We start from the raw sequence: 22,850 nt of genomic DNA on the forward strand, positions 1-22,850 counted from the left end.
GTGTTGGGGCGATCATACGGCTTGCGAAGGGCACCGCGTGCAACGCCCGTGTTACGGATTTCCCGATGGTGCCCACCCGGGACATGAACTCCCGCCGCGGCGTCGCCCGGGCCTCCGCGTTTCCCGCGGCCCGCTCCGCGGGCACGCCCCTGTGCGTCCCGGCCGTCTTGTCGCGGAACGGCGGGATGTGATCTCGTGGGCCCATCGGGTGCGCGGAGGGGGCAAGGGTGGAGTCGACGGCCGGCGGTGCCGGACAGCTGCTGGCCATCAGCGACCTGCACATCGGGTACGCCGAGAACCGCGCCCTGGTCGAGAACATGCGGCCCGTCACGGACGACGACTGGCTGATCGTGGCCGGTGACATCGCCGAGACCGTGGCCGACATCCGCTGGGTCCTCGAACTCCTCGCCGGCCGCTTCCGCAAGGTCCTCTGGGCCCCCGGAAACCACGAACTGTGGACCCACCCCAAGGACCCCGTCACCCTGCGCGGCGTCGCCCGCTACGACCATCTCGTCGCCCTGTGCCGGGAGTTGGGCGTCGTCACACCCGAGGACCCCTACCCCGTCTGGGAGGGCCCCGGCGGCCCGGTCGTCGTGGCACCCCTCTTCCTGCTCTACGACTACTCGTTCCTCCCGGCCGGCTGTACGACCAAGGCCGAGGGGCTGACGTACGCGCACGGCACCGGCGTCGTCTGCAACGACGAGTTCCTGCTGCACCCCGACCCCTACCCCAGCCGCGAGGCCTGGTGCCGGGCCCGGGTCGCCGGGACCGAACGCCGGCTCACCGGGATCCCCGACACCCTGCCCACCGTCCTGATCAACCACTACCCCCTGGACCGGCACCCCACCGACGTCCTCTGGTACCCCGAGTTCGCCATGTGGTGCGGCACCACCCTGACCGCCGACTGGCACCGCAGATTCCGCGTGGACACCATGGTCTACGGCCATCTCCACATCCCGCGGACCACCCACCACGAGGGGGTCCGCTTCGAAGAGGTGTCCGTGGGATACCCCCGCGAGTGGCAGAAACGCCCGGAACCCCCGGGCCGACTGCGCCGCATCCTGCCGATGGAGGTCGGAACCGGTGATCGAGGAACTGCTTCCGGACTCCGTGGTGACCGTGGAGACACACGGTGACGAGGGGCTCCAGGACGCCCCGCTGTACCCCGAGGAAGAGGCCCGTGTGGCGCGCGCGGTGCCCAAGAGACGCCGCGAGTTCGCCGCCGTACGGGCCTGTGCCCGGCGCGCCATGGAGAAGCTCGGCGTGCCTCCGCAGCCGATCCTGCCCGGCGCCCACGGCGCGCCGGGCTGGCCCGCCGGAGTCATCGGCAGCATGACCCACTGCGACGGCTACCGCGCCGCCGCGCTGGCCCGCGCCGCCGACCTCGCCTCGCTCGGCATCGACGCCGAACCGCACGCCCCGCTCCCGGACGGCATCCTCCCCTCCGTCGCCCTGGCCGCCGAACAGGAACGCCTGGCACGCCTGACGGCGGAGCGGCCCGGCGTCCACTGGGACCGGCTCCTGTTCAGCGCCAAGGAGTCCGTCTACAAGGCGTGGTTCCCCCTCACCGGAAAGTGGCTGGACTTCTCGGAGGCCGACATCGAGGTCTTCACGGACCCCGGCGAGGACACCCGCGGCGGCCTCCGTGCCCGCCTCCTCGTGCCCGGCCCGGTGGTCGACGGTGAACGGCTCGACGTCTTCGACGGCCGTTGGACCGTCGGCCGCGGACTGGTCGCCACGGCGGTCACGGTCCCGCATCCGGTCACGGTCCCCCGTCCGTGAACCGCGCCTGATCTCCCGGCCGTTGACACCCCGCTCATCCCTCCGGACCCCAGCTCTGCAACAGCCGGAAGAACGCCTCCTCGTTCCCGGCGAGCCCGGCGTCCGTCAACGCCTGGTCCGCCTCGGCGAGTACCGAGGGTGGGACGAGCACGGGGCGTGGGGCGCCCGGTGGGCCGTCGAAGGCTGCTCGGACGGTGTGCAGCAGCCGTAGATAGGCCTGAACGGCGGCGCGCTCGCGGTCGGTCATCACTGCGGTCTGCATAGGACGGCTCTCCCCTGGTCGGCGTCATGCGCCCCCGCGCGGCGGTGGCACGACTCCAGCTTGCCGGGTGCCACTGACAATGCCGTTGTGACGGGCGCCGGTTCGCCCGCTTAGCGGAGGCGAAACGTCACCGAAATCCCCCGTGGGACAGCGGCCCTACGCTGGAGGCAAGGGCTTTCGGCCGCATGTGGGCGGCCAGGTGAACGGGAGGCGAGTGCGTGGAGGACGTCCCGGCACGGCGCCCGGCGCGCGCCGCACGACTGCGCTCGGTGGGTGCCGGAGAACTTGAGCTGCAGTACCGCGTCGTGCACGGATACCGCCGCGCCTTCCGCATGGCCGGCCAGGGCCCGGCGCTGGTCCTCATCCACGGCATCGGCGACTCCTCCGCCACCTGGACCGACCTGATCCCCGACCTCGCCCGCACCCACACCGTGATCGCGCCCGACCTCCTCGGCCACGGCGCCTCCGACAAACCCCGGGCCGACTACTCGGTCGCCGCCTACGCCAACGGCGTCCGCGATCTGCTCACCACGCTCGGCATCGAGTCCGCGACCCTGCTCGGGCACTCGCTGGGCGGGGGAGTGGCGATGCAGTTCGCCTACCAGTTCCCCGAGCGCACCGAACGCCTCGTCCTCGTCAGCGCGGGCGGCGTGGGCCGCGAGGTCAATCCGGTGCTACGGCTCGTCTCGCTCCCGGGGTCCCATCTCGCCCTGTCCGCGCTCAGGTTGCCCGGCATGCGCCTCCAAGTCGGCCTCACCGTCGGGCTGTTGCGGCTCCTTGACACCGACCTCGGCCGGGACGCCCCCGAACTCCTCACCCTGGTCGACGCGTTGCCCGACGAGACCGCCCGCAACGCCTTCATCCGCACCCTGCGCGCGGTCGTCGACTGGCGCGGCCAGGTGGTGACCATGCTCGACCGCTGCTATCTCACCGAGGGCATGCCGACCATGCTGCTGTGGGGCGACCGGGACAGCGTGGTGCCGGTACGGCACGCCTACGGCGCCCACGAGGCCATGCCCGGCAGCCGACTGGAGATCTTCGAGGGCGCGGGGCACTTCCCGTTCCACACCGACCCGGCACGGTTCCTCACCCTGGTCGAGGAGTTCACCGGCACCACCACCCCCGCCCACTGGAGCCGCGAGCACTGGCGCGACCTCCTGTGCGAGGGCCGCCCCGGCGTCACGGCCCAGAGCGGCGCGACGGAACGGGACCTTCGGGAGGCGAGCGAACGCAGCGCCACGTGAGACGGGCCCGCCTGCCGACAGGCCCGTTTGACGGGCCGTCAATTCCTAGCTCCGCGGCCCCGGATACCCCAGCGCCGCCTCGATCCGCCCCGCCAGATGGTCGTGCCGCGCGGGCCCCCTGTGGGACGAACCGGCCAGCCACGTACGGCACTTGCTGGCGAGCAGCAGACCGAAGCTCTCGGCCTCCCGCTCGTCGGCGCGCTCGAACCGGCTGCGGGCGGCCACCTTGAGGACGGTCGCACGCAGCGCGGCCTCGTCGACGGTGTCGCCGAGGAGCCGGGCGGCGACCGCGGTGCCCTCCAGGTGCGGGCCGCAGTGCCCGGCCTTCATGTGCCACAGCTCGTGGCCCAGGATCACCAACTGGTGGTCGGGGGCGGTGCGTTCCTCGATCACGACGAGGTCCTGGTCGGCCATGTCGAGCCACAGCCCGCTCGCGGTGCAGGCCGGGAAGGCGGCCGTACGGAACTGGACCGGGCGGCCTCTGCGGCGGCTCATCGCGTCGCACAGCGCGGCGTACAGGTCGTGGGGGCGCGCGGGTGCGCCGAGGCTCAGCTCCGCGACCAACTCACCGCACAGGCGGCGCATCTGCCGTCCGATGCCCACAGTTCTCCCCCGGATCACGACTCGGGCCGCTTCACGCTCTCCAGGAGCATGTCCAGCCACTCGGCGACCTTGTCGCGGTGCTGGTCGGTGGGCAACTGCGCGGCCCGCCAGGCGATGCCGCGCACTCCGTGGTCCTGGAGCAGCCGCTCCAGCGGGTCGTCGGCGGCCTCGGCGGCCGCCCGCTCGCGGTCCGCGAGCTTCTGCAACAGCTCCTGCTCGGTGCGCTGGAGGGCACCCGCGAGGGCTTCGGGGTCCTCGGCCGTGAGGAATCCGGCGTGCACGCGGAAGAAGCGCTGGAGGGCGTCGCAGTGCTCCATGGTGGGACGCCGGTCGCCGTTGATGAGGGCGCCCGCCTGCTGGCGGGACATGCCCGCGCCGTCGGCGATCTCCTGCTGGGTGTACTTGCGCCCGTTGGGCTTGAGTCTGGTGCGGCGCAGCAGGTCGAGGCGTTGCAGGAACCGGGCCTGCACATCGGGCTCGCCCGCGGGGCGGCCGCTCAGCAGGGCTCTGACCACGGACTCCGGGACACCGCAGGCGACCGACAGCCGGCCGATGTGGACGACCTCGGCCTGGGGCACACCGAGCCGTTCGGCGAGGGCGGTGACGCGGTCGACGACGGCGGGCAGCAGAGCGGTCGGCGTCGTGCCCGGTACCTCGAAGCCATCCGACACCGACAGATCTCCTATACGTCTCTCACAGGCTTCTCACAAACGGCGGCTGTGAACATCCCGGAGAGTAGCGGTTGGTTCGAACTCGCATCCAGGTCTCGCCACAACTGTGGCCAATTTCAGCCGTCAACAAGCATGAAATGCCACGATAGTTGACACGGCTCGCGTCGGGGCACCAGGATCAAGGCGCCGCGAGAAGGCCGCATAGGCAAGAGGGGTGACCTCCCGATGGCATATCAGGCAGGTGGGCAGCGGTCCGCGCCGCGGCCCGTCCCCGAGAGTCCCGAGGCCCAGGCGTATCTGCTGGACTACGCCACGCTGTTGGAGGCCGTCACCTTCCCCTCCGTCGTCATGGACCACCGCTGGGACGTGGTGTTGACCAACGGCGCGTTCAAGTCACTTTTCCGGGCGGTCGGCCCGCATCCGACGGCGATGCCGGGCGACAACTTCCTTCGCTTCGTGCTCTTCCACCCCGACGCGAGCACCGTTCTCGGTGAGCACGAGTCGAGTTGGTGCCTGCCGATGCTGGCCCACTTCGCCGCCGCCGTGGAGAGCCACGGGCACGACCACGGCCTGCAGGCGATCCGTCGTGACATCGCCCAGGACCCGATCATGGAGGCCGCCTACCGTCAGGGCCTGCCGCACTGGATCCGCGCGGTCGGCGAGCAGGCGGCCGTGGAGCACGACGGCGCGGTCCGCCCGCTGCTGCACCCCGACCCGCGGTGGGGCGCCACCGACTGCCGTGTCGTCGGCGAGACCCCCAAGACCCTTGAGAACATGGGCTATACGCGTCTGACACTGGTCCTGCGCGAGGCCCGCCGCGTTCCACCGCCCAGGGTCCGCAAGGCGGGTCGCGGGGCCGGACACCTGAGGGTGGTTTCCGCGGCCGAGTGAACGCGGGAGCCGTGCGGCCCGCCTCAACTCGGCACCCCGGCGGCTGAGTTCGGCGCGGCCGACCCCAACTCGGTACCCGCGCGGAAGGGTTCGGTCACCGCTCCGCGACCACCAACACCAACGGCACCCCGTCGCACGGCACCAGCCGCGCCCCCTGCGCGAACCCGGCCCGGCCCGCCGCGAGAGCCTCCGCGAAGTCCGGTCCCTTGCTGAGCGAACCGACCAGGTGCCGGGGATCGGTCGAAGCGGCCACCCTGCCACGGGCGTTCACCAGCCGGGCCGGTCCCGGCAGCCGGTGCAGCATCGGCATCACGGCCGCCTCGAAGTGCCGTAGATACACGTCCGCCGCGGCCACCCCGGCGAACCGGCCCTCCATCAGGACCGGCGCGGACAGGGTGAGGCTGTACTCGTCCGAGCAGAGGTAGTCGACGTACGGCCCGGCGACCGCCCGCTCCCCGGTGTCGCGGGGCAGCGCGAACCAGTCCCAGTGCGTGTAGTCGGCGTACGCCGAGTGCTCGGGGTCGAGGTCGAGCAGCAGCGGCCGGATGCCACCGTCGGAGGTGGACTGCCACCACTCCAGCCATGCGGGTACGTCGCTCAGCAGGCCCGGCGCCGCGACGAAGCCGACGCCGGACACCAACTCGTGCCGGGCGAGCCGGAGATGGAGGCCGGGGCGCAGTGCGGCGAGGTCGACGGTCGCCGGGCGGCTGCCCTGTGCGGCCACCTTGGCCAGCAGTGCCGTCGTGTCGGCGCGGGTGGCGGCCACGGCGTCGAACACGGACTCCAGGGCCGAGCGGACCCCGGCCGCGACGGACTGCTCGGGTGCCGTGGCCGGTGTTGCCGTCGCGAGGCTCATGCGTGCCCTCCAGCAGACGGGGAGCGGACGCGGTGACGGCTACAGGGCCAGCCGCTCGGCGATGAGCCGCGCCGTGGATTCCTGCACGCACCGCTCGGCCAGCTCCCTGGCCGAATCGTGGTCCCCATCTTGCACGGCCGAGATTACGGAGCGGTGACGGGCTGCGGCTTCTTCACGATATTCGTCGCTCCCGAGCACGAGACACAGCAGTGCGCCCACCTCGGTCTGCAACGCGACCTGTTCGCGGGTGAGCCGGGCGGACTGCGCGGCGGCGGCCAGCTCGACATGGAAGCGGCCGTACACCCGGCCACGCGCCGCCGCGTGCTCGGCGTGCGTCAACTCCTCGGCCGTACGCCGGAGTTGGACCAGGTCCTCCGGCTCGGTGCGCTGTGCGGCGAGCCGGGCCGCGGTGCCGGACAGGGCCGCCCAGTGGTCGCCGAGGTCGCGCAGCTCCTCGGTGCTCCAGCCGCGCAGCCGCACCTTCAGCCGCTCCTCGCCCGGGACTTCGGGCAGCGACACGAAGCTGCCGCCGCCGCGCCCCCGGCGGGTGGTGACGAGCCCTTGCTGGCGCAGCGCCATCAGCGCCTCCCGCAGGGTCACCGTGGACACCCCGAGCTGCCCGGCGAGCTCGCTCTCGCCCGGGAGCTGCTCACCGTCGGAGAGCAGTCCGAGTTCGATGGCGTCCCCGAGCCGGCTGACGACGGCGTCGACCCGCGCCCGGTTGTCGACCGGGGCGAAGACGGCTTTCCGGGCGCCGCCGTTCATGTGCTGCTGCTGGTTCACGGCCACCACCTTGCACGTTGACTCAAGCTTTACCTTAAGGGGGTCTTGAGATTTGAACTATGACTTCATATGTTTCCGTGCAACGTTACAGAGCACCAGAAAGGTTCCCGCCCATGGAGGGGATTGCGATCCGGCTGCGGGATCTGCGGAAAACGTTCGGGGAGACGACCGCGGTGGCCGGGGTCGACCTGGAGATCAGGGACGGTGAGTTCTTCTCGATGCTCGGCCCGTCCGGCTCGGGCAAGACGACCGTGCTCCGCATGATCGCCGGCTTCGAGAGCCCCACCGGGGGCACCGTCGAACTCGCCGGCCAGGACGTCACCGGCCTCGCCCCCTTCGAACGGGACGTCCACACCGTCTTCCAGGACTACGCCCTCTTCCCGCACATGACGGTCGAGGAGAACGTCGCCTACGGCCTGAAGGTCCGCAAGGTCCCCAAGTCCGAACGCCTCGTCCGCGCCCGAAAGGCCTTGGTGGAAGTGCGACTTGAGGGCTACGGCAACCGCCGCCCCGCCCAGCTCTCCGGCGGCCAGCGGCAACGCGTCGCCCTCGCCCGCGCCCTCGTCGGCCGCCCCCGGGTGCTGCTGCTCGACGAACCGCTCGGCGCCCTCGACCTCAAACTGCGCGAGCAGATGCAGGTCGAACTCAAGGCGCTCCAGCGGGAAGTGGGCATCACCTTCGTCTTCGTCACCCACGACCAGGAGGAGGCCCTGACGATGAGCGACCGCATCGCCGTCTTCGACCAGGGCCGCATCCAGCAGGTCGGCACCCCCGCCGAGGTCTACGAACGCCCCGCGACCCCGTTCGTCGCGTCCTTCGTCGGCACCTCCAACCTGCTGGAGGGCGAGTCCGCCCAGCGCGTCGTCGGCACCCCGGGCACCTACAGCATCCGGCCCGAGAAGATCCGCGTCCTCAAGGACTCCGCCGAACCCGACGACCCGGACCACGAGAGCGCCGCCGGCACCGTCGCGGAGGTCGTCTACCTCGGGGACTCCACCCGCTTCCTCGTCGACCTCGACGCCGGCGGCCGGCTCACCGCACTCCAGCAGAACCTGGAGACCTCCGCCGAGGACGTCGCCGCCTACCGCGGCAGCCGCGTGCGACTGCAATGGCACCGGCGCCACACGGTGCATGTTCCCGACCCCCGCTGACCCCGACCCCGCTCCTCCCACGTCCTTTCACGTATGGAGAACGTCGTGCGCCTCACCCCAACCCTCAAGGCCGCCGCCACCGTGGCCACGCTCGTGCTGGCCGTCACCGCCTGCGGCTCCTCCGACTCGACGGGCAGCTCGTCCGGCGGCCTCAACCCCCCTGATCTGAAAGCCCAGTCGAAGCTCGGCAAGAGCGAGGGCGAGGTCAACCTGATCGCCTGGGCCGGCTATGTCGAGGACGGCTCCAACGACCCCAAGGTCAACTGGGTCAGCGACTTCGAGAAGCAGACGGGCTGCAAGGTCAACTCCAAGGTCGCCGCCAGCTCCGACGAGATGGTCAAGCTGATGAAGACCGGCGAGTACGACGCAGTCTCCGCCTCCGGCGACGCCTCCCTGCGCCTCATAGCCTCCGGCGACGCGGCCCCCGTCAACACCGGCCTGGTCCCCAACTACAAGGACATCTTCCCGGACTTGAAGCTCCAGGCCTGGAACTCGGTCAAGGGCAAGGCCTACGGCATCCCGCACGGCCGCGGCGCCAACCTGCTGATGTACAACACCCAGAAGGTCACGCCCGCCCCGGCCTCCTGGGCCGCGGTCTTCGACGACGCCTCCCAGTACAAGGGCCATGTCACCGCGTACGACTCGCCGATCTACATCGCCGACGCGGCGCTCTATCTCAAGGCAACCAAGCCCGAGTTGAAGATCAAGGACCCCTACGCGCTCGACCAGAAGCAGTTCGACGCGGCCGTCGCCCTGCTGAAGAAGCAGAACGCGGACATCGGCGAGTACTGGAGCGACTACCTCAAGGAGATCTCCGCCTTCAAGAGCGGCGACTCCGTGGTCGGCACCACCTGGCAGGTCATCGCCAACCTCACCGCCGACGAGGGCGCCAAGATCAAGGCCTTCGTGCCCAAGGAGGGTTCGACCGGCTGGTCCGACACCTGGATGATCTCCGCCAAGGCCAAGCACCCCAACTGCGCCTACCAGTGGCTCAATTGGATCGTCTCCCCGAAGGTCAACGCCCAGGTCGCCGAGTACTTCGGCGAGGCCCCCGCCAACGCGAAGGCCTGTGCGGAGACCAGCGACAAGAACTTCTGCACCACGTACCACGCCGCCGACACCGCGTACTGGAAGAACATCGCCTTCTGGAACACGCCCATCGCGCAGTGCCTCGACGGCCGCACGGACGTGAAGTGCGTGCCGTACGCCAAGTGGGTACAGGCCTGGACCGAGATCAAGGGCTGAGACATGTCCTTGCTGAACCGGACCGCGGGGGCGCTGTACCGGCGCCCCCGGCTGCGGCTCTCCCTGCTCCTCACCGCACCGCTGCTGTGGCTCGCCGTGCTCTATCTCGGCTCCCTCAGCGTGCTGTTCGTCTCCGCGTTCTGGACGACGGACTCCTTCACCTCCGAGGTGGTGAAGGTCTGGTCGACCGACAACTTCCACGAGCTGTTCACGGTGCCCGTGTACCGGCAGGTCATCCTGCGCAGCATCGGCGTCGCGCTCGCCGTCACGGTCCTGTGCGCGGTGATCGCGTTCCCGCTCGCCTTCTACACGGCCCGCGTCGCGAAGCCGCGGTGGCGCCCGCTGCTGGTGGTCGCCATCCTCACGCCGCTGTGGGCCAGTTACCTGGTCAAGGTGTACGCGTGGCGGCTCATCCTGTCCCAAGGCGGCCTGGCCGACTGGGTGTTGAAGCCGTTCGGCCTGAGCGGACCCGGGTTCGGACTCCCCGCCACCGTCCTCACCCTGACGTACCTCTGGCTGCCGTACATGGTCCTGCCGATCCACACCGCGCTGGAGCAGCTGCCCGCGAACCTCCTTGACGCGTCAGCGGACTTGGGCGCGCGGGCCGGGCGGACGTTCCGGTCGGTGGTGCTGCCGATGGTGCTGCCGTCCGTCGCCGCCGGCTCGATCTTCACCTTCTCGCTCAGCCTCGGCGACTACATCACCGTGCAGATCGTCGGCGGCAAGACCCAGCTCATCGGCAACCTCGTCTACTCCAACATCGAGCTCAACCTGCCCATGGCCGCCGCCCTCGGCACCGTTCCCGTCGTCGTCATCGTGGTGTACCTGCTCGCGATGCGCCGCACGGGCGCACTCAGCAGCCTGTAGAAGACCCTCGGAACCCTTCAGAATTTCTCGACCGCCTCCGAAGGGGGTGACATGTCATGCAGCTCTCCCGTTCCGCGCGTATCGCCCTGCGCGTGGCCGCCGGGTTCGGCTTCGCGGTGATCTACGTCCCGCTCCTGCTCGTCCTGGTCAACTCCCTCAACCCGGACCGCAGCGCGAGCTGGCCGCCGTCCACCCTGACCCTGCACTGGTGGTCGGTCGCCTGGCAGAACTCCGGTGCCCGCGCGGCCCTCTGGGTCTCCGTGAAGGCCGGCCTCGGCGCCACCGCCATCGCCCTCGTGCTCGGCACGCTGATCGCCTTCGCGGTCGCCCGGTACCGCTTCTTCGGCCGCGACGCCATCTCCTTCGTGGTCGTGCTGCCGATCGCGCTGCCCGGCATCGTCACGGGCATCGCCCTCAACTCGGCGTTCAGTACGGTACTTGAGCCGCTCGGGGGGGGCCTCGGGCTGTTCACGGTGATCGTCGGCCACGCCACCTTCTGCATCGTCGTCGTCTTCAACAACGTCGTCGCCCGGCTCAGGCGCACCTCCGGGTCGTACGAGGAAGCCGCGATGGACCTGGGCGCCGACACCTTCCGCGCCTTCGTCGACGTCACCTTCCCGCTGGTGCGCTCGGCGCTCCTCGCGGGTGGACTGCTCGCGTTCGCGCTGTCCTTCGACGAGATCGTGGTGACCACGTTCACCGCCGGGCCCGGCATCGAGACCCTCCCGATCTGGATCTTCAACAACATGACCCGGCCCCAACAGGCCCCCGTGGTCAACGTGGTGGCCGCGGTGCTCGTCCTGCTCTCCGTGCTCCCGATCTACGTCGCCCAGCGACTGTCCGCCGACACGGCCACCGCCAGCCGCGTCTGACGACTGGTCACCCCGCCGGCCGGGGTGACCAGTCGACGCATTCAGCCCGCGAACTCCCGCATCCACGCCTCGACTTCGTCGGCCGAGCGAGGCAGTCCCGCCGACAGGTTCTCGTAACCGTCCGCCGTCACCAGCAGATCGTCCTCGATCCGGACGCCGATGCCCCGCCACTCCTCCGGCACCGTCAGATCGTCGGGCTGGAAGTACAGGCCCGGCTCGACGGTGAGCACCATGCCGGGTTCGAGGACCCCGTCCACGTACTCCTCGCTCCGCGCCTGCGCGCAGTCGTGCACGTCCAGCCCGAGCATGTGTCCGGTGCCCGCCATCGTGAACCGCCGCTGGAGCGACAGCTCGTACGCCCGCTCGGCCGGCCCCTCGATGAAGCCCCACTCCACCAGCCGCTCGGCCAGGGACCGTTGGGCCGCCTCGTGGAAGTCCCGGTAGTGCGCACCCGGTTTCACCGCCGCCACGCCGGCCTCCTGGGCCTCGAACACCGCGTCGTAGACCGTGCGTTGGACCGGGGAGAAGGTGCCGTTGATCGGGAGGGTGCGGGTGACGTCGGCGGTGTAGAGGCTATGCGTCTCGACTCCCGCGTCCAGCAGGAGGAGTTCCCCGGGGCGGACCGGGCCGTCGTTGTCGGTCCAATGCATGATCGTGGCGTGCTCACCGGCGGCGCAGATCGAGCCGTAGCCGACATGGTTTCCCTCGACACGCGCCCGGCGGAAGAACGTGCCCTCGATCCATCGCTCCGAGGTGGCGACCGCCTGCGACAACTCCCGTACGACATCGGTGAATCCGCGCACCGTGGAGTCGACGGCCCGGCGCATCTCGCCGATCTCCCACGCGTCCTTGATCAGCCGCAGCCCGGAGACGGCCGACTCGAACTCGTCGTCGCGTTCCTCGTCGGTGTCGAGCGCCGCGTCCAGGGCCGGGTCGACACCGCGGACGATGCGGGTGGGCGTCCCGGAGGTCTTCGCCAGGTCCTCGGCGATCGTCCGGATGTCACGGCAGGGCAGCCCGAGCACCAGTGCCGACTCGGCGAGCGAGCGGCGCCGGCCCATCCACAGCTCGGCGGTGTAGCCGGTCCAGAACTCGTCGGTGTCCCGGCTGTCGCGAGGGAGCTGGTAGCAGTGCGCGTCGTGGCCTCCGTCGGGGCGGGGCTCCAGGACCAGGGCCCCGTCGCGTGCCTGGTCGCCGGTGAGATGCACATAGCCGGAGTACGGACGGAACGGGTGGTGGCTGTCGTTGGAGCGGATCAGGAGGTTCCCGGACGGCACGACGAGGCGCTCGCCCGGGAAGAGCGCGGACAGCGCGGCCCGACGACGCGCCGCGTGCGGCGCCTGCTCGGCCGGCTCCAGATCCGTGCGCTCGGTGTCGGCCCAACCGGTCCGCATCAGGGCGGACAGCTCGTCGGGGATTCCTCGGTACAGACCGTTCTTTCGGCCCTTGGCCACGTCGGGCACCTCTTCCGTGTGTGGTGACATGCGCGTGGGGAGATACACGTGAACATACCCAGCTAGGGAGTCATGTGACATAGTACTGCTGTGAGCAAGCGACTGACCTGCGATGTCGTGGTCGTCGGAGCCGGAATGGTGGGCGCGGCCTGCGCCCTCTACGCGGCCCGGGCGGGCCTCGACGTCGTCATCGTGGACCGCGGCCCGGTCTCCGGCGGCACGACCGGCGCCGGCGAGGGCAACCTGCTCGTCTCCGACAAGGAGCCGGGCCCGGAACTCGACCTCGCCCTTCTCTCCGGCCGCCTGTGGGCACAACTCGCGGAGGAACTCGGGGAGTTCGTCGAGTACGAGGACAAGGGCGGCCTCGTCGTGGCCTCCACACCCGAAGGGCTCGCCACGCTGGAACGCCTCGCCGACGAGCAGCGCATCGCCGGAGTCGTCGCCGAGCCGGTCGTCGGCCACGCCCTGTACGCCCTCGAACCCCACCTCGCCCCCGGCCTCCCGGGCGGCGTGTACTACCCCCAGGACTGCCAGGTGATGCCCGCCCTGGCCGCCGCCCACCTCGTCCGCGCCTCGGGCGCCCGCCTGCTCACCGGCCGTACGGTGACGGACGTACTCCTCAAGGCAGATGGAACGGTCCACGGCGTCCGCACCGACCGGGGCGACATCCTCGCCTCCACGGTCGTCAACGCCGCCGGCACCTGGGGCGGAGAAGTCGCCGCCCTCGCCGGAGTCCACCTCCCCGTCCTCCCGCGCCGCGGCTTCGTCCTCGTCACCGAACCGCTCCCGCGCCTGGTCCGCCACAAGGTGTACGCCGCCGACTACGTGGCCGACGTGGCCAGCGACTCGGCCGCCCTGCAGACCGCACCGGTCGTGGAGGGAACCGCCGCTGGACCGGTCCTGATCGGCGCGAGCCGTGAACGCGTCGGTTTCGACCGGGAGTTCTCGCTGCCGGTCGTACGCGCGCTGGCGGCGGGCGCGACGACACTGTTCCCGTTCCTGTCCGACGTCCACGCGATGCGCTCCTACCTCGGCTTCCGCCCGTACATGCCGGACCACCTGCCCGCCATCGGCCCCGACCCCCGCGTCCCCGGCCTCGTCCACGCCTGCGGACACGAGGGCGCGGGCATCGGACTCGCCACCGGCACAGGGCACTTGATCGCCCAGTTGCTGGGCGACAGGACCCCGGACCTCGCCCTGGCGCCCTTCCGGCCCGACCGCTTCCCCGAGTCCCCCGAGAAGGAGAGCGCGTGAACGCCCCGCTGGACCTCGCCGACGCCCACCCGGGCCCGGCCTTCACCGTCACCCTCGACGGCCGCGAGATCGAGGCCCTCCCCGGCCAGACCGTCGCCGCCGCACTGTGGACCGCGGGCGTGACCTCCTGGCGCACCACCCGGGGCGAGGGCCGCCCACGCGGCGTCTTCTGCGGGATCGGCGTCTGCTACGACTGCCTCGTCACCGTCAACTCCCGCCCCAACCAACGGGCTTGCCTGGTGTCCGTGCACCCGGGCGACGCCATCCGTACGCAGGAGGGGACGGGCCACGATGACTGACGACCGACCACACCTCGCCGTGATCGGCGCGGGCCCGGCAGGACTCGCCGCCACGGTGGCCGCCGCGTCTTACGGCGTCCGCGTCACCCTGATCGACTCGGCGGCGCGGGCGGGCGGCCAGTTCTACCGACAGCCCGCCGCCGAACTGAACGCCGGACGCCCGCAGACCCTGCACCACCAGTGGCGGACGTGGGAGCGACTGAAGGACGCCCTCGCGCGACACGTAGAGGCTGGCCGCGCAACGCACTTGACGGGCCATCATGTGTGGCTGGTGGAGCGGAGGTTGAAGCAACAGGCCGGTGATGCCGGCCGCAACGCCTTCACCGTGCACGCCCTCCTCGGCCCCGCCCAGGAGGCCCCGGGCGAGGTACGCGCCGACGCCGTCCTCCTTGCCACCGGCGGCTACGAGAAGGTCCTCCCGTTCCCCGGTTGGACCGTTCCCGGAGTCCTCACCGCGGGCGGCGCCCAGGCCATGCTCAAGGGCACACTCGCCGTCTCCGGACGCACCGCCGTGGTCGCCGGTACCGGCCCGCTCCTCCTCCCCGTGGCAACCGGCCTCGCGGCAGCCGGTGTCGAGGTGGCCGCGCTCGTCGAGTCCGCCGACCCCAAGGCGTTCGTACGACGGACCCGCGCGCTCGCCGCACAGCCCGGCAAGGTCGCCGAGGGTGCCCAGTACGCGGCTCAACTCCTGCGTCACCGGGCCAAGTTGCTCACCCGGCACACCGTCGTGGAGGCTCACGGTGACGAGCGGCTGGAGGCGGTGACCGTCGCCGCACTCGACACCGACGGGCGCGTCCGGCCCGGCACGGAACGCCGTATCGCCTGCGACACCCTTGCCGTCGGTCACGGCATGCTTCCCCACACCGACCTCGCGGAGACCCTCGGCTGTCGGCTCGACGGGACCGACGTCCACGTCGACGACGAACAGCGCACCGACGTCACCGGCGTCTGGGCGGCCGGCGAGACCACCGGCATCGGCGGCGCGGCCCTCTCCCTCGCCGAGGGCCACATCGCGGGACGCTCTGCCGCAGCACGCCTGAACGGCACCGAACCCGACCCGCGTACCTGGGCGCCGGCCGCCAAGTCCCGTAGGAAACTGCGGGAGTTCTTCGCCGCCCTCGACACCGTGTACGCACCGCCCGCCCGTTGGACCGATCTCGTCACCGACGACACCGTGGTCTGCCGTTGCGAGGAGGTCACCGGGGGCGCTATCCGCGAGGCCGTGGACGGGCTCGGCGCCGGTGACGTACGCACCGTGAAGCTGCTGACGCGGGCCGGGATGGGCTGGTGCCAGGGGCGGATGTGCGGGCCAGCTGTCGCGGGGCTGGCCGGGTGCGAACTCACCCCGTCCCGGCGGCCGTTCGCGCGGCCCGTACCGCTCGGGGTGCTGGCCCGTGCCGGAGAGCCCGAAGCCGGGCCGGACTGACCGTAAGCCCTGTTCATCAGTGAAATGTCACGCGCCAATGAGACACGCGCTCTTGAGATAGGACTCCATATGACCACCGCCCCGAACCGCCCCTGGCGCGGCGTCGTCGTCGCCACCGCGCTCCCGCTGACCGACGAACTCGCCGTCGACTACGACAAGTTCGCTGAGCACTGCGCCTGGCTCGTGGAGAACGGCTGCGACGGTGTCGTGCCGAACGGCTCGCTCGGCGAGTACCAGGTGCTCACGCCCGAGGAGCGCGCCAAGGTCGTCGAGACGGCCGTCGCCGCGATCGGCGGCGCGCGCGTGATGCCCGGTGTCGCCGCCTACGGCTCCGCCGAGTCCCGCCGCTGGGCCGAGCAGGCCCGTGACGCCGGCTGCGCCTCCGTGATGCTGCTGCCGCCCAACGCGTACCGCGCCGACGAGCGTTCGGTCCTCGCGCACTACGCGGAGGTCGCGAAGGCGGGCGTGCCGATCGTGGCGTACAACAACCCCATCGACACCAAGGTCGACCTGGTGCCGGAGTTGCTCGCGAAGCTGCACGGCGAGGGGTACATCCACGCCGTCAAGGAGTTCTCCGGCGATGTCCGCCGCGCGTACCAGCTCGCCGAACTCGCCCCGGAACTCGATCTGTTGATCGGTGCCGACGACGTCCTGCTGGAGCTCGCGCTCGCGGGTGCGAAGGGCTGGGTGGCCGGCTACCCGAACGCGCTGCCCGCCGCGAGCGTCGAGCTGTACCACGCGGCCGTCGACGGTGAACTGGCCACGGCGAAGAAGCTGTACGAGCAGCTGCACCCGCTGCTGCGCTGGGACTCCAAGGTCGAGTTCGTGCAGGCCATCAAGCTGTCCATGGACATCGTCGGCAGGCACGGCGGCCCGGTCCGTCCGCCGCGCGTCCCGCTGCTGCCCGAGCAGGAGGCCGCGGTGCGCGCCGCCACCGAGAAGGCGGTCGCGGCCGGGCTGGCGTAGACAACGGCACAATGGTTCACCGGCATTCATCAGGAGCGTCATGCGCAGCAAACTCGTCCTGCACGCCGTCGACTCGCACACCGAGGGCATGCCCACCCGCGTGATCACCGGCGGCATCGGCACGATCCCCGGCGCGACCATGAACGAGCGGCGGCTGTACTTCCGCGAACACCGCGACCAGATCCGGCAGTTCCTGATGAACGAGCCGCGCGGCCACTCCGCGATGAGCGGAGCCATCCTCCAGCCGCCCACCCGCCCGGACTGCGACTGGGGCGTCGTCTACATCGAGGTCTCCGGCTATCTGCCGATGTGCGGGCACGGCACGATCGGCGTGGCCACCGTGCTCGTCGAGACGGGCATGGTCGAGGTCGTCGAGCCGGTCACCACGATCCGGCTCGACACCCCGGCCGGGCTCGTCGTCGCCGAAGTCGCCGTAGCGAACGGCGCCGCGAAGAACGTCACCCTCAAGAACGTCCCGTCGTTCTCCGTCGGCCTGGACCGCAAGATCACACTCGCCGACGGGCGGACGGTGACATACGACATGGCGTACGGCGGCAATTTCTACGCCATCCTGCCGCTGGACCAGTTCGAGCTGCCCTTCGACCGGTCCCGCAAGGACGACATCATCAAGGCGGGCCTGTCCCTCATGGAGGCGATCAACGACCGGGACGAGCCCGTCCACCCCGAGGACGACTCCATTCGCGGCTGCCATCACGTCCACCTGTACGCGCCCGGCGCCACCGCCCGGCACTCCCGGCACGCGATGGCCATCCACCCGGGCTGGTTCGACCGCTCACCCTGCGGCACGGGTACCAGCGCCCGCATGGCGCAGCTCCACGCGCGCGGTGAACTCCCGCTGCACACCGAGTTCGTGAACGAGTCCTTCATCGGCACCCAGTTCACGGGACGGCTCCTCGACACCACCGAGGTCGCCGGTCTCCCCGCGGTCCTGCCCAGCTTCACCGGCCGGGCCTGGATCACCGGCACCGCCCAGTACCTGCTCGATCCCGCCGATCCGTTCCCGGGCGGATTCATCCTCTAGACCGGGGATAATGGCCGGTCACGCGTGACATTGCACCGTGTGGGACCTTGCACCACTAGGAGACTTCCGATGGCCGTCCAACGCGCCGGCGCCCCGCCGGCCACCGCTCCGGATCTGCCCACGCTGGGCGGCAAGAAGAGCAGCTATCGCGAGCGGGTCGTCGACGCCCTGCGGGCCGCGATGATCGCGGGGGAGCTGCGGCCGGGCGAGGTGTACTCCGCGCCGACGCTCGCCGCCCGCTTCGGTGTCTCGGCGACCCCGGTGCGCGAGGCCATGCTGGACCTGGCCAAGGAGGGGCTGGTCGACACCGTCCCGAACAAGGGGTTCCGGGTCACGGCGGTCTCCGAGAAGCAGCTCGACGAGTACACCCACATCCGCGCCCTGATCGAGATCCCCACGGTGGTGGGGCTGGCCGGGACCGCCGACCCGGTCTCGCTGGAGGCGCTGCGTCCGGCCGCCCGGGAGATCGTCCACGCGGCCGTGGCCGGTGACCTCATCGCGTACGTCGAGGCCGACACCCGCTTCCACCTCGGACTGCTCGCGCTCGCGGGCAACGCCCACCTCGTCGAGGTCGTCGGTGATCTGCGGGGGCGCTCCCGCCTCTACGGGCTGACCGCCCTCGTCCGGGCGGGACGCCTGCTGGCCTCCGCGCAGGAGCATCTGGAGCTTCTGGACGCGCTGTTGGACCGTGACAAGGGGGCCGTGCGTGAGATCATGACCCGGCACCTGGGGCACGTGCGCGGACTGTGGGCCGCCCAGGACTGACCGGAGCCGAGAGCCGTTGACGGGCGCCAGGAGCCGCTGACCGGCTCGGGGAGCCGCCGGTCGCCGGATCCGGCTCAGCCATAACGCAAACCACTTGCGTATCTTGCGCTATTCTTGCGCACATGACGCGACGACTTGCTGAGGTGGCGAAGAAGGTCGGGGTCAGCGAGGCCACGGTCAGCCGGGTGCTCAACGGCAAACCCGGAGTCTCCGAGCCCACCCGGCAGGCGGTGCTCTCCGCCCTGGACGTTCTCGGCTACGAGCGGCCCACGCAGTTGCGCGGGGAGCGCGCGCGGCTCGTGGGTCTGGTGCTGCCCGAGCTGCAGAACCCCATCTTCCCCGCCTTCGCCGAGGTGATCGGCGGCGCGCTCGCCCAACTCGGCCTGACCCCGGTGCTGTGCACCCAGACCAAGGGCGGCGTCTCCGAGGCCGACTATGTGACCCTGCTGCTGCAACAGCAGGTCTCCGGCGTCGTGTTCGCCGGCGGGCTCTACGCGCAGGCGGACGCGCCGCACGACCACTACCGGCTGCTCGCCGAGCGCAACATCCCGGTCGTCCTGGTCAACGCGGCCATCGACCACCTCGGTTTCCCCGCCGTGTCCTGCGACGACGCGGTCGCCGTCGAGCAGGCCTGGCGGCACCTCGCCTCCCTCGGCCACGAGCGCATCGGGCTCGTCCTCGGTCCGGCCGACCACATGCCGTCCGCACGGAAGTTGGCCGCCGCGCGGGCCCTCGCGAACGACCTGCCCGACGAGTTCGTCGCCCGCGCCATCTTCTCCATCGAGGGCGGTCACGCCGCGGCCTCCCGGCTGATCGACCGGGGCGTCACCGGCATCATCTGCGCCAGCGACCCCCTCGCCCTGGGCGCGGTAAGGGCCGCACGCCGCAAGGGACTTGACGTCCCGTCAGAAATTTCTGTCGTCGGTTACGACGACTCCGCCTTCATGAACTGCACCGAGCCCCCGCTGACCACCGTCCGCCAGCCCATCGAGGCCATGGGCCGGGCCGCCGTGGAGCTGCTGAACTCACAGGTCGGCGGAACCGCCGTACCGGCCGAAGAGCTGCTCTTCGAACCGGAACTGGTAGTGCGTGGTTCCACCGCGCAAGCCCCGCGCGGCTGAGCGTCAGCGCGCTGTCGAATAATTACAGATTCTGCGCGACATCTTGCGGACAGGTGTCGGCGGTGCTTGAGTGTGCGGCGCCCACCGCTCCTGCCCAGAGGGGTCCACCGATGAGAAGCACCGGGTTCCGCCGCACCTTCGCCGCGATCGGCGTCTGTTCTCTCGCGCTCACTGCCTCCGCCTGCGGGTCCGGCGACGACTCGGCGAGCGGCAAGACGCGCATCACGGTCAACTGCGAGCCGCCCAAGAGCGCCAAGGTCGACCGCAAGTTCTTCGATTCCGACGTCGCGGCCTTCGAGAAGAAGAACACCGACATCGACGTCGTCACCCACGACGCGTTTCCCTGCCAGGACCCGAAGACCTTCGACGCCAAACTCGCCGGCGGCCAGATGGAGGACGTGTTCTATACGTACTTCACCGACGCCAAGCACGTCGTCGACATCAACCAGGCCGCCGATCTCACGCCGTACATCAAGGAGTTGAAGAGTTACGACACGCTGCAGAAGCAGCTGCGTGACATCTACACCGTCGACGGCAAGATCTACGGCATCCCGCGCACCGGCTACTCGATGGGCCTGATCTACAACCGCAAGCTCTTCCAGCAGGCCGGTCTCGACCCCGACAAGGCGCCGACGACCTGGGCCGAGGTCCGGGCCGACGCCAAGAAGATAGCCGCGCTCGGCAACGGCACCATCGGCTACGCCGACTACAGCGCCCAGAACCAAGGGGGTTGGCACTTCACCGCCGAGATGTACTCCCAGGGCGGCGACGTCGTCAGCGCCGACGGCAAGAAGGCGACCATCGACACCCCGCAGGGTCACGCCGTCCTGCAGAACCTGCACGACATGCGCTGGACCGACAACTCGATGGGCAGCAAGCAGCTCCTCGTCATCAACGACGTGCAGCAGCTGATGGGTTCGGGCAAGCTCGGTATGTACCTCTCCGCGCCGGACAACATCCCGATCCTGGTCAAGGAGAAGGGCGGCAACTACGACGACCTCGCCCTCGGCCCGATGCCCGGCGGCCAGGGCACGCTCATCGGCGGCGACGGCTACATGTTCAACAAGCACGACACGCCCGCCCAGATCCGCGCCGGCCTCAAGTGGCTCGACAGCATGTTCCTCACCCCGGGCAGCGGCTTCCTCGGCGACTACGCCCGCGCCAAGAAGGCCAACGCGCCCGTCGGCCTGCCCGAACCGCGGCTGTTCACCGGCGCTGCCGACGCCAAGGACCAGCAGGTCAAGAAGGCCAACTCCAATGTCCCGGTGGCGAATTACCAGACCTTCCTCGACGGCAACCAGTCCCTCCAGATGAAGATCGAGCCGCCGGACGCCCAGCAGATCTACTCCGTGCTCGACGGAGCCGTCTCCGCCGTCCTCACCAAGAAGGACGCGAACATCGACCAACTCCTCAAGGACGCCTCCGGAAAGATCGACGGCATCCTGGCCCGGGGCTGACCCGATGACCCGGACGGCCACCCGGAGTCCCGTCGAGACGACGGCAGTTCGACAGGTCGAGGTGCCGCCCCCGCCAAGGGGGTTGGGGCGGCGCCGCCTCCTCGACCAGGCGCGCGCCTACGCCTTCCTCATCGGCGGCCTGATCTGCTTCGCCCTGTTCTCCTGGTACCCGGCGATCCGCGCGGTCGTGATCGCCTTCCAGAAGTACACGCCCGGCTCCTCGCCCGAGTGGGTCGGCACCGACAACTTCACCCAGGTCTGGCACGACCCCGAGTTCGCCGCCGCCTGGCGCAACACCCTCGTCTTCACCGCGCTGGCCCTGCTCATCGGCTTCGCGATACCGTTCGTACTCGCCCTGGTCCTCAACGAGTTGAGGCACTGGAAGGCCTTCTTCAGGGTCGTCGTCTACCTCCCGGTGATGATCCCGCCGGTGGTCACCGCCCTGCTGTGGAAGTGGTTCTACGACCCGGGAGCCGGCCTCGCCAACGAGACGCTGCGCTTCCTGCACCTGCCCACCTCGAACTGGTCCAACGGCACCGACACCGCCCTCATCTCCCTGGTGATCGTGGCCACTTGGGCCAACCTCGGCGGCACCGTCCTGATCTACCTGGCCGCGCTCCAGTCCATCCCCGGCGAGCTGTACGAGGCCGCCGAACTGGACGGCGCGAGCCTCCTGCAACGCGTCCGGTACGTGACGATCCCTCAGACCCGGTTCGTCATCCTGATGCTGATGCTCCTTCAGATCATCGCCACGATGCAGGTGTTCACCGAACCGTTCGTCATCACCGGCGGCGGACCGGAGAGCGCCACCGTCACCGTCCTCTACCTGATCTACAAATACGCCTTCCTCTACAACGACTTCGGCGGCGCCTGCGCGCTCAGCGTGATGCTCCTCGTGCTGCTCGGCGTCTTCTCGGCCCTCTATCTTCGGCTGACCCGCTCCGGAGAGGACGACCTGTGACCACCCGCACGCTGCTCTCCCCGGCAAGCCTCGCCCGGCCGCGCGGAAAGGCCGTCTACTGGACGGTGTTCACCGGCGTCGTCGTCCTCTTCGCGCTCGCCTTCCTCTTCCCCGTCTACTGGATGGTCACCGGCGCGATGAAGTCGCCGGACGAGATTGCGCAGACCCCGCCCACGATCGTGCCCCACCACTGGCACCTCAGCGGCTACACCGACGCCTGGGACCTGATGCAGCTCCCGGAGCACCTGTGGAACACGGTCGTCCAGGCCGCCGGCGCCTGGGCGTTCCAACTGGTCCTCTGCACGGCCGCCGCCTACGCCCTGTCCAAACTCAAGCCTGCCTTCGGCAAGTTGATCCTCGGCGGCATCCTGGCGACGCTGATGGTCCCGGCGCAGGCACTCGTCGTACCCAAGTACCTGACCGTCGCCGACCTCCCGCTGATCCACACCAGCCTGCTGAACAGCCCGCTCGGCATCTGGCTCCCCGCCGTCGCCAACGCCTTCAACCTGTATCTCCTCAAACGGTTCTTCGACCAGCTCCCGCGCGACGTCATGGAAGCAGCCGAGATCGACGGCGCCGGGAAGCTCCGCATCCTGTGGTCCATCGTGCTGCCCATGTCCCGCCCGGTCCTCGGCGTCGTGTCGATCTTCGCGCTCGTCGCCGTCTGGCAGGACTTCCTGTGGCCGCTGATGGTCTTCTCCGACACCGACAAACAGCCGATCAGCGTGGCACTCGTCCAGCTGTCCCAGAACATCCAACTGACCGTGCTCATCGCCGCGATGGTGATCGCGAGCATCCCCATGGTCGCGATGTTCCTGGTCTTCCAGCGGCACATCATCGCCGGGATCAGCGCGGGCAGCACGAAGGGCTGACACCGC

General features: G+C 70.2%; 24 protein-coding genes. 18 read left to right on the forward strand and 6 right to left on the reverse strand.

All coding sequences use genetic code 11. The features are described from left to right. Positions 1-227 precede the first annotated feature (227 nt). Entirely contained in the window at positions 228-1,136 is a 909-nt protein-coding gene (locus ACGFY9_RS25580) for a metallophosphoesterase family protein (protein WP_393757761.1), read from the forward strand. Then, complete coding sequence (locus ACGFY9_RS25585; RefSeq protein WP_393757763.1) at positions 1,084-1,782, forward strand: 4'-phosphopantetheinyl transferase; 699 nt, start codon at positions 1,084-1,086, stop codon at positions 1,780-1,782. Before ACGFY9_RS25580 ends, ACGFY9_RS25585 begins: the two co-directional genes overlap by 53 nt. A 34-nt stretch (positions 1,783-1,816) precedes the next feature. Here the strand turns inward: ACGFY9_RS25585 and ACGFY9_RS25590 are convergent, their stop codons facing one another. Next, positions 1,817-2,044, reverse strand: coding sequence for a hypothetical protein (locus ACGFY9_RS25590; RefSeq protein WP_393757764.1), 228 nt, complete (start codon positions 2,042-2,044; stop codon positions 1,817-1,819). Between the two features lie 218 nt (positions 2,045-2,262). Here ACGFY9_RS25590 and ACGFY9_RS25595 point away from each other — a divergent pair, with 218 nt between their 5' ends. Next, positions 2,263-3,288 carry an alpha/beta hydrolase gene (locus tag ACGFY9_RS25595; protein ID WP_328676365.1) on the forward strand — a complete coding sequence of 342 codons (1,026 nt, stop codon included), beginning with the start codon at positions 2,263-2,265 and terminating at the stop codon, positions 3,286-3,288. 45 nt (positions 3,289-3,333) lie between these two features. Here ACGFY9_RS25595 and ACGFY9_RS25600 read toward each other — a convergent pair whose 3' ends face one another. Together ACGFY9_RS25600 and ACGFY9_RS25605 are read right to left on the reverse strand one after the other, a co-directional pair. After that, the gene (locus tag ACGFY9_RS25600) at positions 3,334-3,873 is read right to left on the reverse strand and encodes a toxin-antitoxin system, toxin component (RefSeq protein WP_393757991.1); all 540 of its coding nucleotides are present in this window, start codon (positions 3,871-3,873) and stop codon (positions 3,334-3,336) included. 32 nt (positions 3,874-3,905) lie between these two features. Beyond that, positions 3,906-4,562 carry a helix-turn-helix domain-containing protein gene (locus ACGFY9_RS25605; RefSeq protein WP_393757767.1) on the reverse strand — a complete coding sequence of 219 codons (657 nt, stop codon included), beginning with the start codon at positions 4,560-4,562 and terminating at the stop codon, positions 3,906-3,908. A gap of 225 nt (positions 4,563-4,787) precedes the next feature. Here ACGFY9_RS25605 and ACGFY9_RS25610 point away from each other — a divergent pair, with 225 nt between their 5' ends. Further along, positions 4,788-5,453 carry a hypothetical protein gene (locus ACGFY9_RS25610; protein ID WP_393757768.1) on the forward strand — a complete coding sequence of 222 codons (666 nt, stop codon included), beginning with the start codon at positions 4,788-4,790 and terminating at the stop codon, positions 5,451-5,453. A gap of 94 nt (positions 5,454-5,547) precedes the next feature. On the opposite strand, the gene ACGFY9_RS25615 is transcribed toward ACGFY9_RS25610, so the two are convergent. After that, on the reverse strand, positions 5,548-6,309 hold the full coding sequence (locus tag ACGFY9_RS25615) for a cache domain-containing protein (protein WP_393757770.1): 762 nt from the start codon (positions 6,307-6,309) through the stop codon (positions 5,548-5,550). Between the two features lie 39 nt (positions 6,310-6,348). Further along, positions 6,349-7,074: a FadR/GntR family transcriptional regulator gene (locus tag ACGFY9_RS25620; RefSeq protein ID WP_393757993.1), complete on the reverse strand. Its 726-nt coding sequence runs from the start codon at positions 7,072-7,074 to the stop codon at positions 6,349-6,351. 131 nt (positions 7,075-7,205) lie between these two features. Between ACGFY9_RS25620 and ACGFY9_RS25625 the strand changes: the two genes are divergently transcribed. From ACGFY9_RS25625 to ACGFY9_RS25640, 4 genes are read left to right on the forward strand one after another with little or no spacing between them, the layout of a single operon-like run. Further along, the gene (locus ACGFY9_RS25625) at positions 7,206-8,243 is read left to right on the forward strand and encodes an ABC transporter ATP-binding protein (RefSeq protein ID WP_393757772.1); all 1,038 of its coding nucleotides are present in this window, start codon (positions 7,206-7,208) and stop codon (positions 8,241-8,243) included. Positions 8,244-8,276: 33 nt separating this feature from the next. Continuing rightward, positions 8,277-9,488: an ABC transporter substrate-binding protein gene (locus tag ACGFY9_RS25630; RefSeq protein WP_393757774.1), complete on the forward strand. Its 1,212-nt coding sequence runs from the start codon at positions 8,277-8,279 to the stop codon at positions 9,486-9,488. Between the two features lie 3 nt (positions 9,489-9,491). Continuing rightward, on the forward strand, positions 9,492-10,355 hold the full coding sequence (locus ACGFY9_RS25635; protein ID WP_393757776.1) for an ABC transporter permease: 864 nt from the start codon (positions 9,492-9,494) through the stop codon (positions 10,353-10,355). Between the two features lie 56 nt (positions 10,356-10,411). Then, positions 10,412-11,227 carry an ABC transporter permease gene (locus tag ACGFY9_RS25640; RefSeq protein ID WP_393757778.1) on the forward strand — a complete coding sequence of 272 codons (816 nt, stop codon included), beginning with the start codon at positions 10,412-10,414 and terminating at the stop codon, positions 11,225-11,227. A 41-nt stretch (positions 11,228-11,268) separates the two neighbouring features. Here the strand turns inward: ACGFY9_RS25640 and ACGFY9_RS25645 are convergent, their stop codons facing one another. Further along, positions 11,269-12,681 carry an aminopeptidase P family protein gene (locus tag ACGFY9_RS25645; protein WP_393757780.1) on the reverse strand — a complete coding sequence of 471 codons (1,413 nt, stop codon included), beginning with the start codon at positions 12,679-12,681 and terminating at the stop codon, positions 11,269-11,271. A 90-nt stretch (positions 12,682-12,771) separates the two neighbouring features. Between ACGFY9_RS25645 and ACGFY9_RS25650 the strand changes: the two genes are divergently transcribed. The 10 genes from ACGFY9_RS25650 (at position 12,772) to ACGFY9_RS25695 (ending at position 22,844) form a co-directional block, all read left to right on the forward strand. Next, entirely contained in the window at positions 12,772-13,935 is a 1,164-nt protein-coding gene (locus ACGFY9_RS25650; protein WP_393757782.1) for an NAD(P)/FAD-dependent oxidoreductase, read from the forward strand. Continuing rightward, positions 13,932-14,234: a (2Fe-2S)-binding protein gene (locus ACGFY9_RS25655; protein WP_393757784.1), complete on the forward strand. Its 303-nt coding sequence runs from the start codon at positions 13,932-13,934 to the stop codon at positions 14,232-14,234. Before ACGFY9_RS25650 ends, ACGFY9_RS25655 begins: the two co-directional genes overlap by 4 nt. After that, positions 14,227-15,660, forward strand: coding sequence for an FAD-dependent oxidoreductase (locus tag ACGFY9_RS25660; RefSeq protein ID WP_393757786.1), 1,434 nt, complete (start codon positions 14,227-14,229; stop codon positions 15,658-15,660). The genes ACGFY9_RS25655 and ACGFY9_RS25660 overlap by 8 nt, the downstream gene beginning before the upstream one ends. Before the next feature lie 69 nt (positions 15,661-15,729). Next, positions 15,730-16,626, forward strand: a complete 897-nt coding sequence (locus ACGFY9_RS25665) for a dihydrodipicolinate synthase family protein (protein ID WP_393757788.1) — start codon at positions 15,730-15,732, stop codon at positions 16,624-16,626. 40 nt (positions 16,627-16,666) lie between these two features. Next, a complete protein-coding gene (locus tag ACGFY9_RS25670; RefSeq protein WP_393757790.1) occupies positions 16,667-17,668 on the forward strand; it encodes a proline racemase family protein in 1,002 nt (333 codons plus the stop codon). A gap of 69 nt (positions 17,669-17,737) precedes the next feature. After that, entirely contained in the window at positions 17,738-18,433 is a 696-nt protein-coding gene (locus ACGFY9_RS25675; protein WP_393757792.1) for a GntR family transcriptional regulator, read from the forward strand. A gap of 122 nt (positions 18,434-18,555) precedes the next feature. Next, positions 18,556-19,554, forward strand: coding sequence for a LacI family DNA-binding transcriptional regulator (locus ACGFY9_RS25680; RefSeq protein WP_393757794.1), 999 nt, complete (start codon positions 18,556-18,558; stop codon positions 19,552-19,554). A gap of 110 nt (positions 19,555-19,664) precedes the next feature. Beyond that, positions 19,665-21,011, forward strand: a complete 1,347-nt coding sequence (locus ACGFY9_RS25685; RefSeq protein ID WP_393757796.1) for an ABC transporter substrate-binding protein — start codon at positions 19,665-19,667, stop codon at positions 21,009-21,011. Between the two features lie 4 nt (positions 21,012-21,015). Continuing rightward, entirely contained in the window at positions 21,016-21,972 is a 957-nt protein-coding gene (locus ACGFY9_RS25690) for a carbohydrate ABC transporter permease (protein ID WP_393757798.1), read from the forward strand. After that, positions 21,969-22,844: a carbohydrate ABC transporter permease gene (locus tag ACGFY9_RS25695; protein ID WP_393757800.1), complete on the forward strand. Its 876-nt coding sequence runs from the start codon at positions 21,969-21,971 to the stop codon at positions 22,842-22,844. Before ACGFY9_RS25690 ends, ACGFY9_RS25695 begins: the two co-directional genes overlap by 4 nt. Positions 22,845-22,850: the final 6 nt, after the last annotated feature.

It is taken from the genome of Streptomyces sp. NPDC048504 (genome assembly GCF_043200035.1).
GTDB lineage: Bacteria > Actinomycetota > Actinomycetes > Streptomycetales > Streptomycetaceae > Streptomyces.